The organism is Adlercreutzia sp. DFI.6.23, from assembly GCF_024462535.1.
GTDB lineage: Bacteria > Actinomycetota > Coriobacteriia > Coriobacteriales > Eggerthellaceae > Adlercreutzia > Adlercreutzia rubneri.
Genome location: NZ_JANGBP010000147.1, coordinates 1 through 418 on the forward strand (window position 1 = coordinate 1; position 418 = coordinate 418).

At 61.7% G+C, this 418-nt stretch carries 1 pseudogene; it reads left to right on the forward strand.

The annotated features are described in order from the left end of the window. Positions 1-223: 223 nt before the first annotated feature. A pseudogene (locus NE591_RS12740) lies at positions 224-418 on the forward strand (vacuolar transporter); the annotation flags it as partial.

Consider the following 418-nt stretch of genomic DNA (forward strand, 5'->3'; position numbering starts at 1 on the left):
CTCGGGCCTCGTTGCGGTATTTCGCGGTGCGCGCCGGGACCGTTGCGGCCCCATGGAGCGCCCAGGTTCATTGAAACGGCCCACCTGAAGGCAACCTGAAAGGAATTGGCTGCTTCAGGCGGTTTTCAGGAAGTCCCCTTATTGTTGGGGCCGGCTCGCGAGGGATCCAGGTTTCGCGGACCGGCGTGAATCAGGATCCGCGGCCAGCGAGGAAGGAGTATCCGTGACCGCCTACAACAGCGTGTTCAAGCGCGTGGAGAAGAAATACCGCATCGACGTGGCCGAGCGTGCGGCTGTGGAAGCGGCGGCGGAGCGCCTCATGGCTGTTGATGATTACGGTCGCACCCGCATCAAAATTTTGTATCTGGACACGCCCGAGCGCGCCATGAACGCCCGTTCGGTGGAAAAGCCGCTCTAT